At 73.2% G+C, this 8,206-nt stretch carries 7 protein-coding genes and 1 tRNA gene; 2 read left to right on the plus strand and 6 right to left on the minus strand.

The features are described 5' to 3' along the window. Positions 1-814 precede the first annotated feature (814 nt). Both AOK03_RS35795 and AOK03_RS35800 read right to left on the minus strand, forming a co-directional pair. On the minus strand, positions 815-1,552 hold the full coding sequence (locus AOK03_RS35795) for a dienelactone hydrolase family protein (RefSeq protein ID WP_055569561.1): 738 nt from the start codon (positions 1,550-1,552) through the stop codon (positions 815-817). Between the two features lie 790 nt (positions 1,553-2,342). Continuing rightward, positions 2,343-3,362 carry an NADP-dependent oxidoreductase gene (locus AOK03_RS35800; RefSeq protein ID WP_208609663.1) on the minus strand — a complete coding sequence of 340 codons (1,020 nt, stop codon included), beginning with the start codon at positions 3,360-3,362 and terminating at the stop codon, positions 2,343-2,345. Positions 3,363-3,495: 133 nt separating this feature from the next. Between AOK03_RS35800 and AOK03_RS35805 the strand changes: the two genes are divergently transcribed. Then, on the plus strand, positions 3,496-4,050 hold the full coding sequence (locus AOK03_RS35805; RefSeq protein ID WP_055569562.1) for a TetR/AcrR family transcriptional regulator: 555 nt from the start codon (positions 3,496-3,498) through the stop codon (positions 4,048-4,050). 9 nt (positions 4,051-4,059) lie between these two features. Here AOK03_RS35805 and AOK03_RS35810 read toward each other — a convergent pair whose 3' ends face one another. Further along, complete coding sequence (locus AOK03_RS35810) at positions 4,060-4,602, minus strand: DinB family protein (RefSeq protein WP_055569563.1); 543 nt, start codon at positions 4,600-4,602, stop codon at positions 4,060-4,062. A 241-nt stretch (positions 4,603-4,843) separates the two neighbouring features. On the opposite strand from AOK03_RS35810, the gene AOK03_RS35815 reads away from it, so the two are divergent. Continuing rightward, positions 4,844-4,915 (plus strand) — tRNA-Cys (locus AOK03_RS35815). A gap of 83 nt (positions 4,916-4,998) precedes the next feature. Here the strand turns inward: AOK03_RS35815 and AOK03_RS35820 are convergent. The 3 genes from AOK03_RS35820 to AOK03_RS35830 are packed head-to-tail and all read right to left on the minus strand — an operon-like array spanning position 4,999 to position 8,077. Next, on the minus strand, positions 4,999-5,562 hold the full coding sequence (locus AOK03_RS35820; RefSeq protein WP_279616358.1) for an AAA family ATPase: 564 nt from the start codon (positions 5,560-5,562) through the stop codon (positions 4,999-5,001). 1 nt (position 5,563) lies between these two features. Further along, positions 5,564-5,716, minus strand: coding sequence for a hypothetical protein (locus AOK03_RS35825; protein ID WP_157869167.1), 153 nt, complete (start codon positions 5,714-5,716; stop codon positions 5,564-5,566). Positions 5,717-5,767: 51 nt separating this feature from the next. After that, the gene (locus AOK03_RS35830; protein ID WP_055569565.1) at positions 5,768-8,077 is read right to left on the minus strand and encodes a xanthine dehydrogenase family protein molybdopterin-binding subunit; all 2,310 of its coding nucleotides are present in this window, start codon (positions 8,075-8,077) and stop codon (positions 5,768-5,770) included. Positions 8,078-8,206 lie beyond the last annotated feature (129 nt).

Here is an 8,206-nt window from a genome sequence, read left to right on the forward strand (position 1 = left end):
GTCGCGTCGGCTGCGCCGATTCCGCTGCGCTCCACCCTTGACTCCCGTCCCTCCACCGCATGTTGACCTTGACCCGGACGGCCAGGGGTGGGGCCGACGGGTACGGGGGGATGGGCCATCACCTTTCATCGCCGGGTGCGGACCGGCCCATCGTGGGCACATGCCACGGTTTGCTGCTGGGCCAGCCGCGCGGCCTCGCCGCTCGGGCCATCACCCTTCATCGCCGGGTGCGGACCGGCCCATCGTGGGCGGACGTCACGGTGCGGGCTCCGCCGCCCGCGCGGCCTCGATGGCCAGGTCATCGGCTTGCGCTGCCGGGTGCGGACCGGCCCAACGTGAGTCACCCTCACCGCAGCCGCGCGGCTGCGATGCTCGGGTCATCGGCTTGCGTGGCCGGGTGCGGTCCGGTCCATCGGGTGTGGACGTCGCGGTGCGGGTTCCGCCGCCCGCGCGGCCTCGATGGCCAGGTCATCGGCTTGCGCTGCCGGGTGCGGACCGGTTCATCGTGAGTCCCCTCACCGCAGCCGCGCGGCTGCGATGCTCGGGTCATCGGCTTGCGTGGCCGGGTGCGGTCCGGTCCATCGGGTGTGGACGTCGCGGTGCGGGTTCTGCCGCCCGCGCGGCCTCGATGGTCGGGTCATCGGCTTGCGCTGCCGGATGCAGACCGGCCCGGACCGGTCCATCGCGGGCGGGCGGACGTCACGGTCACGGCGAGGGTGAGCCCGGCCCCCTCCCTCACCTACTTTCGGAAAGTTGCGAATGGGTTCGGCGCGCGCCCCCTCGCCAGACCCAATGCGCCCCCAAGCCGCATGCGTCAGGGTCCCGGATCCTCCGTCACGGGCAAGCATTCGGCAAGCAGGTCGACGACGTCGCGCCAGGCCCGCTGCGCGTGCTGGGGGTGGTAGCCGACGCCGGGGACGGTGGGGTGATCGACCGGCGGGTGGTGGAAGGCGTGCAAGGCGCCGCCGTAGACCGTGAGGCGCCAGTCGACGCCCGCGTCCTGCATCTCAGCGGTGAACGCGTCCCGTTGCACGGGTGACATGATCGGGTCCTCCGACCCGACCCCGGCCCACACCGGGCAGTGAATGCGTGCCGCCTCGCCCGGTCGGCCCGTGGTCAGTCCGTTGACCGTGCCGATCGCGCACAAGTCGACGCCGTCTCGCCCGAGTTCCAGCCCGACGGCTCCCCCGGTGCCGTAGCCGACGGCGGCGATCCGGTCGGGGTCGGTCCGTGGTTCGATGCGCAGCACGTCGAGCGCCGCATGGCCGATGCCTCGCATCCGGTCGGGATCGGCGAGCAGCGGCATGCAACGGGCCAGCATCTGCTGGGGGGCGCTCAAATAGCGCCCGCCGTGCAGGTCGAAGGCCAGCGCTATGTACCCCAGCTCGGCGAGCGCATCGGCCCGGCGGCGCTCGACGTCGCTGAGCCCCATGCCCTCCGGCCCGAGCAGCACTGCGGGCCGGCGGTCGACACCGGCCGGGAGCGCGAGGTGCCCGATCATCGCCAGACCGTCGGCCGGGTACTCGACCGTACGCGTCGTAATCGTCGTCATGAGACCGGACAGTAGTGATCGTCGAGCCCGGTCCGGCCGCTGTTCTGCCGCCAGCAGAGCGGCGCGGGGGCGCGGCCAGGGGGCGCGCGCCGGACTCATTCGCAACTTTCCGAAAGTAGGTGAGGGAGGGGGGCCGGGCTCACCCTCGCCGTGACCGTGACATCCGCCCGCCCGCGATGGACCGGTCCGCACCCGGCCACGCAAGCCGATGACCCGACCATCGAGGCCGCGCGGGCGGCAGAACCCGCACCATGGCGTCCACACCCGATGGACCGTTCTGCACCCGGCCACGCAAGCCGATGACCCGGGCGTCGCAGCCGCGCGGCTGCGGTGAGGGGACTCACGATGAACCGGTCCGCACCCGGCGATGAAGGGTGATGGCCCGAGCGGCGAGGCCGCGCGGCTGACCCAGCAGCAAACCGTGACACGCGCCCACGATGGACCGGACCGCACCCGGCAGCGCAAGGCGATGACCCGGCCAGCGAGGCCGCCGGGCCGACCGAGCCCCGACCGTGACGGGCACCCACGATGGACCGGTCCGCACCCGGCGATGAAAGGGGATGACCCATCCCCCCGTACCCGTCGGCCCCACCCCTGGCCGTCCGGGTCAAGGTCAACGTGCGGTGGAGGGACGGGAGTCAAGGGTGGAGCGCAGCGGAATCGGCGCAGCCGACGCGACAAAGTCGCGCCCTTTACTCCCGGCCCGGAACCGCCACACTCCGCAAAACCCCGGGCGGCCCCGGCAACCATCAAAGACGCCGCCCCACCGAAGTCACCCGCCCCACCACACCTACGCGACCATAAGCACGATCTTGCCCTGGATGTGCCCCCGGGCAGCCCGCTCGTGCGCCGCCCCCGCCTCCGCCAGCGGAAACGTTCCGTCGAGCGCGACCCGCACCGTGCCCTCCTCGACCAGGCGGCCCAGCTCGGCGAGTTGCGCGCCGCTCGACCGGACCTGGGTGAGCGAGACCGTGATGCCCAGCTCGGCGTTCTCCTCCTCGTCGAACTCGCCGAAGTACACGGGGTACAGGGACCCGCCACGCTTGAGCGTGCGCAGGAAGCGCCTGCTGTCGGGGCCCCCGACCACGTCCAGGACGAGATCGACGTCGCGGACGACGTCCTCGGGGCGCTCCTTGGTGTAGTCGATGAACTCGTCGGCACCGAGCCCGCGCAGGAACGCCTCGTGGGCGCCGGAGGCCACGGCGATGACGCGGGCGCCCTTCCACTTGGCGAGCTGAAGGGCGAGGTGCCCCACACCGCCCGCGGCGCCGTTGATGAGCACGGTGGTCCCGGCGTCGAGCGCGGCCGGACGGTGCTGCGCCTCCTGGAACGGCGAGGGGTGGTCGTGCCCGAGCTCGATCAGGAACTGCCACGCCGTCAGCCCGGACATGGGCAGGCCCGCGGCGTGCGCATGGTCGACGGACGTCGGCTTGCGAGCGAAGTCGGCCGCCGGAGCGGTGACGTACTCGGCGTACGCGCCGCCCTGAAGAGCGGTGGGGAAGCGCAGCAGGCCGATCACCTCGTCGCCGACGGAGAAGCGAGGGGCATCGGCGCCGGGACCGAGGGCTGCCACGACGCCCGAGACGTCGGTCCCCGGAATCAGCGGGAGAGGGAGCGGGGGCTTGAGCTCGGGAGGCATGTTCCGCAGCCCCTCACGCACGTACCAGTCCGGAGGATTGAGACCGACCGCGTGCACGCGGACGAGCGCCTCCCCCGGCCCCGGCTCGGGAACCGGCACGTCCTCGTACCTCAGCACCTCGGGGGCGCCGAACGCGTGCAGCCGGACCGCCTTCATCATCTCTGCCGCCATCGCCTTTGCTCTCCTGCTCGCGCTACGGGATACCCTCATCCGGACCAGCGATCCACATAAGTGGACCACTGATCCGAATATATGGATCAGTGGTCCGGATAGTCAAGCAAGCCAGATCGAGCAAGAGGGACAGATGCGGGCCGACGCCAGGAAGAACCGCGACCACCTGCTCGCCGTAGCGGGCACCGCCATCGCCGAGCAGGGCGTCGACGTGGCCCTGCGCGACATCGCACGCAGGGCAGACGTCGGGCTCGCCACGCTGCTGCGGCACTTCCCGACGCGCGAGGCACTGCTCGACGCCCTCCTCCGCACGGGCTTCGACGAACTGACGGCGAAGGCGTGCGCGCTGGAGACGTCGAGCGCACCCGGGGACGCCCTCGTCTCGTGGCTGCGCGACGGCGTCGCGTGGACGACGCGGTACCGGGGCGCGACCGCGCTGATGGCGGCCGCCATCGCGGACCCCGAATCCGCGCTCCACGCTTCGTGCGTGGCCCTGCGCGCCGCCGGTGCGCGGCTCCTGACCCGCGCCCAGGCGGCGGGCGTGGCACGGAGCGACATCGACGGCGCCGACCTGTTCGCGCTGATCGCCATGCTCGCCTGGCTCGGCGACCAGCCCGCGCTCGCACCCCGCGCCGACCGCCTCTTCGACGTCGTCTCCGCCGCGGTCCTGACGAGCACGGCCGGGTGACGCCGAAGGTCAGCCCATGCTGAGAGCGCCGTCCAGGGACTCCCGGATGATGTCCGCGTGCCCCGCGTGCTGCGCGGTCTCGCCGATGATGTGCAGCAGGACCCGCCGGGCCGACCACCGCGTGCCGGGCGCCCACCAAGGGGCGTCCGGGAGGGGGTGGGACACGTCGAGGCCGGGCAGTCCGCGCACCAGCGCGTCGGTGCGTGCCGCGACCTCCTCGTAGGCGTCGAGGACGCCCGCCAGCGTCTCGCCGGGCAGCATCCGGAACTCGTCGGCCCGCTGCGCCCAGTCCTCGTCGGTCATGTCGGTGACGGCCCCCAGGGCGGGGAGACCGTCCTCGATGAAGGCGGTCCACACCCTCTCGACCGAGGTGACGTGCTTGATGATGCCGCCCAGGCACAGCTCGCTCGCGGTGGTGCGCGACCCGGCCTGCTCGTCGGTGAGGTCGCGGGCGGTGTGGCGCAGCATCGTGCGGTGCTGCGCCAGCACCACCAGCAGGTCGGCTCGCTCGCCGGTGATCGTCGACTGGTCGAGGGGCATGATGTCGGGCATGGCCGGTGCCGCCTTCCGTAGGTTCCGCCTCTTCGGACAAGCAGCACGCTAGACGGCAACTAGGCCAGTTCCCGGCCTAGTTGCCGCCGCCGACGGGACGGGCAACACCTCTTTCATGAACGCTACATGGCAGTCCCGTTGCGGCACCCCGTGATCGCTTGAGGCGGCCGCGGGCACCCGGCTACGTTCGAGGAGTCAGGTCGACGCGAGCAACAAGCGCGAGCAACAAGGTCGACGACTTGGCCGTGTGCCCGAGAGGCTCAGGGGCTGGACTGCAAATCCAGTAACGCGGGTTCGAATCCCGCCACGGCCTCCGACGGCGTCACCGCGCCGTGCAGCAGCAGCCGAAGGGGCGGTCCCTCACCAGGGACCGCCCCTTCGGCGTGCTCCGTCACACTAAGCCACCCGCGCTTCGTCCAGCCCCGCCAGGATCGCGTCCACGGTCTCCTCGACCGTCAGCTCCGAAGTGTCCAGCCGGAGCCCGACCTCCGGCGTCCGCTCCCGCAGGATCGCGTCCAGGTCCTCGACCGTCCACGCGCCGTACCCCGTCTTGCCGCGGGCCTCCTCGCGGGCCGCGACCGCTTCGGGGCGCGGGGCGAGGACCACCACGTACGCGGGGCGGGTGCGTACGAGGTCCACGTACGTCCGCAGCTCCTCGCCCAGGATGACGTCCTGGACGACCGCGGTGAAGCCCGCGTCGGCGTACGCGTCGGCGGCCGACGCCGACAGGCGGTAGCGGAGCCGGAGTTGGGCCTCGCCCTCACCGCCCGGCACGCCCTCGTACGGCACCCCGCCCGACACGATCATCCGGCGGAACGCGTCACCCCGCACGTGCGCGGCCTTCGGCAGCCGCTCGGCCAGGGCCTGCGCGACCGTGGACTTGCCGGACGCCATGATGCCGGTGACGACGATGACGCCACGGGACACGCCCGCCGCCGCTGCACTTCGCTCGCTCTCCACGTCACAAGACTCCCAGGAGAGTCATCGCACCGGCCACCGAGAAAAACGCCCCGGCGACGCGCACGGTCGTCACGCTCCTCGGTCGGCGCCGATGCTGGTAGGAGATCAGCTGGAACCACTCGGCCGCACGGAACACGTTGGTGGCCAGCGCCATGCCGCCCACCAGGGTGCAGATCCCCCAGCCCACCACGGACGCGCGCCGTTCCTACGGGGAGGGGGCGGCGACCGCGGCCTGCGGGCGGATCGGGAGGCGGTTGACCGGGCGGCCCGTCGCGGCGCGGACCGCCGAGGCGATCGCCGCCGGTGACGCCACGACCGGGACCGCGCTGGCCGCCTTCGCGCCGAACGGCGCCACGACGTCCCGCTCCTCCACCAGCTTCACGATGCGGATGTCGGGGGCGTCGAGGGCGGTCGGCAGGGCGTAGCCCGTCAGGTCCGGGTGGCGGACGAGACCGCGGGGCGTGCGGAGGTTCTCCGTGAGCGCCGCGCCCACGCCCTGGGTGACACCCGCCTCGATGCGGGCCTTCAGCTGGGCGGGGTTGAGGATGCGGCCCACGTCCTGCGCGACGGCCAGCTCCACGACCCGCACGGAACCGATCTCGATGTCGACGTCGACGACCGCGCGGATCGCGCAGAACGCCATGCCGACGAAGGCGTCGCCCTGCCCGGCCTCGTCCAGCGGCTCGGTCGGGTGGGGGCGGCACTGGGCCGTGGCCCAGAGCTCCTTGCCCTCCAGGGCCTCGGTGACGGTCGTGGACAGCACGCCGTCGTACGAGGTGATCTTGCCGTCGGTGATCTGGAGCAGCTCGGTCGACATCCCGAACTTGTGGGCCAGCGGCTGGAGGAGCTGCGTGCGGACCATCTTCGCCGCGCGCTCCACCGCCCCGCCCGACACCCAGGTGTGGCGGCCGCGGCAGCTCGGGCCCGCGGGGGGCTGGTCGGTGTCGACGGGGGCGACCCGCACGTCCTCGATGCCGAGCGTCTCCTGGACGATCTGGCGGGCCAGCGTGGTGAAGCCCTGGCCGGTCTCGACGGCCGCGCAGATCACCGTCGCCCCGCCGTCGTGGACCTTCACGGTGGCCGTGGAGACCTCGTCCGTGCCCTCGGCGCCCAGCAGCTGGACCATGCCGAGGCCGTAGCCGACGCCGCGCCGGACGGCGGCCGGTTCGCCCGCGCCCTCGGGGCCGCCGGGCAGCAGCCACTCGTCCTCGGGGGTGTCCTTGGGCAGCTCGGGCAGCGGGGCGTCCCGCACGGCGGCGAGGAGTTCGGCCACCGGGGCGGGGCACGTCACGGTCTGCCCGGTGGGCAGGATGTCGCCGGTCGCCATGGCGTTGCGCAGCCGCAGCTCCGCCGGGTCGACGCCCAGCTTCTTGGCGATCTTGTCCATCTGCGCCTCGTACGCGGCGCACACCTGGAGGGCGCCCTCGCCCCGCACGTGCCCGGAGGGCGGGTTGTTCGTACGGACCGCCCAGCCCTCGATGAAGGCGTTCGGCACGACGTACGGACCGCAGGCGAAGGAGACCGCCGCGGCCAGCGCCTCCGAGGACGTGTCGGCGTACGCGCCCGCGTCGAGCAGGACCTGCGCCTCCACCTTGACCAGGCGGCCCTCGGCGTCCGCGTGGTGGCGGTAGCGCAGGAGCGTCGGGTGGCGGTGGGCGTGGCTGAGGAAGGACTCCTCGCGGGTCGCGGTGAGCTTGACCGGGCAGCCGGTGCGCAGCGCGAGGAGCCCGAGCGGGAGCTGGAAGCCCGCGTCCTCGCGGTCGGCGGTCGCGCCCGGCACACCCGTGACGACCACCTTCACGCGGTCCGGGGTGATGCCGAAGCAGGCGGCGGCCCGGTCGCGGTCGGCGTGCGGGTCGGTGGAGGCGATGTACAGCTCCACGCCCCCGTCGGGGCGCGGTACCGCGAGGCCCGCCTCGGCGCCGATCGGCGCCGGGTCCTGGCGGCCGATGCGGTACAGGCCCTCGACGACGAGCTCGCCCGCCGCCTCCGGGTCGCCGTGCCGCAGCGGGATGTGGCGGATGAGGTTGCCGTCGGGGTGCAGCGGTTCGGCCTCGAAGGCCTTCTCCGGGTCGGTGACCGGTTCGAGCACCTCGTACTCGACGATGACGGCGGCGGCGGCCATCCGCGCGGTGTCGGGGTGGTCGGCGGCCACGGCGGCGATGGGCTCGCCGTGGTGGCGTACGACATCGGAGGCAAAGACCGGCCGGTCCGGGGTGCGTCGGCCGTGCAGCGGCTCGCCCGGCACGTCCTCGTGCGTGACGACCGCGCGAACGCCCGGCATCTCCAGGGCGTGGCTGGTGTCGATGGAGACGATGCGGGCGTGCGCGTGCGGGGACCGCAGGACCGCCGCCCACAGCAGGCCCTCGGCCCACAGGTCGGCGGCGTAGGGGAAGGTGCCCTCCGTCTTCACCCGGGACTCCGCGGACGGCAGCGACGCACCGATGCCGTGCGGCGGCTCGGCCGCCCGGCGGTCGGCGGCGGGCGTGGTCGCGGTGGTGGCTTCGGTGCTCACGCGTGGCCTCCGTCCTGGCCGTAGGGGCCCTGCTGTCCTTCGGGTCCGGGTCCGCCGTCGTACGGGTGCGGTGCGTCGTACGCCCCGTCGTGCGCGGGCTGGTGGACGCCGCCGTCGCCGGGGCCCGCC

The organism is Streptomyces atriruber (genome assembly GCF_001418325.1).
GTDB classification, from domain to species: Bacteria; Actinomycetota; Actinomycetes; order Streptomycetales; family Streptomycetaceae; genus Streptomyces; species Streptomyces atriruber.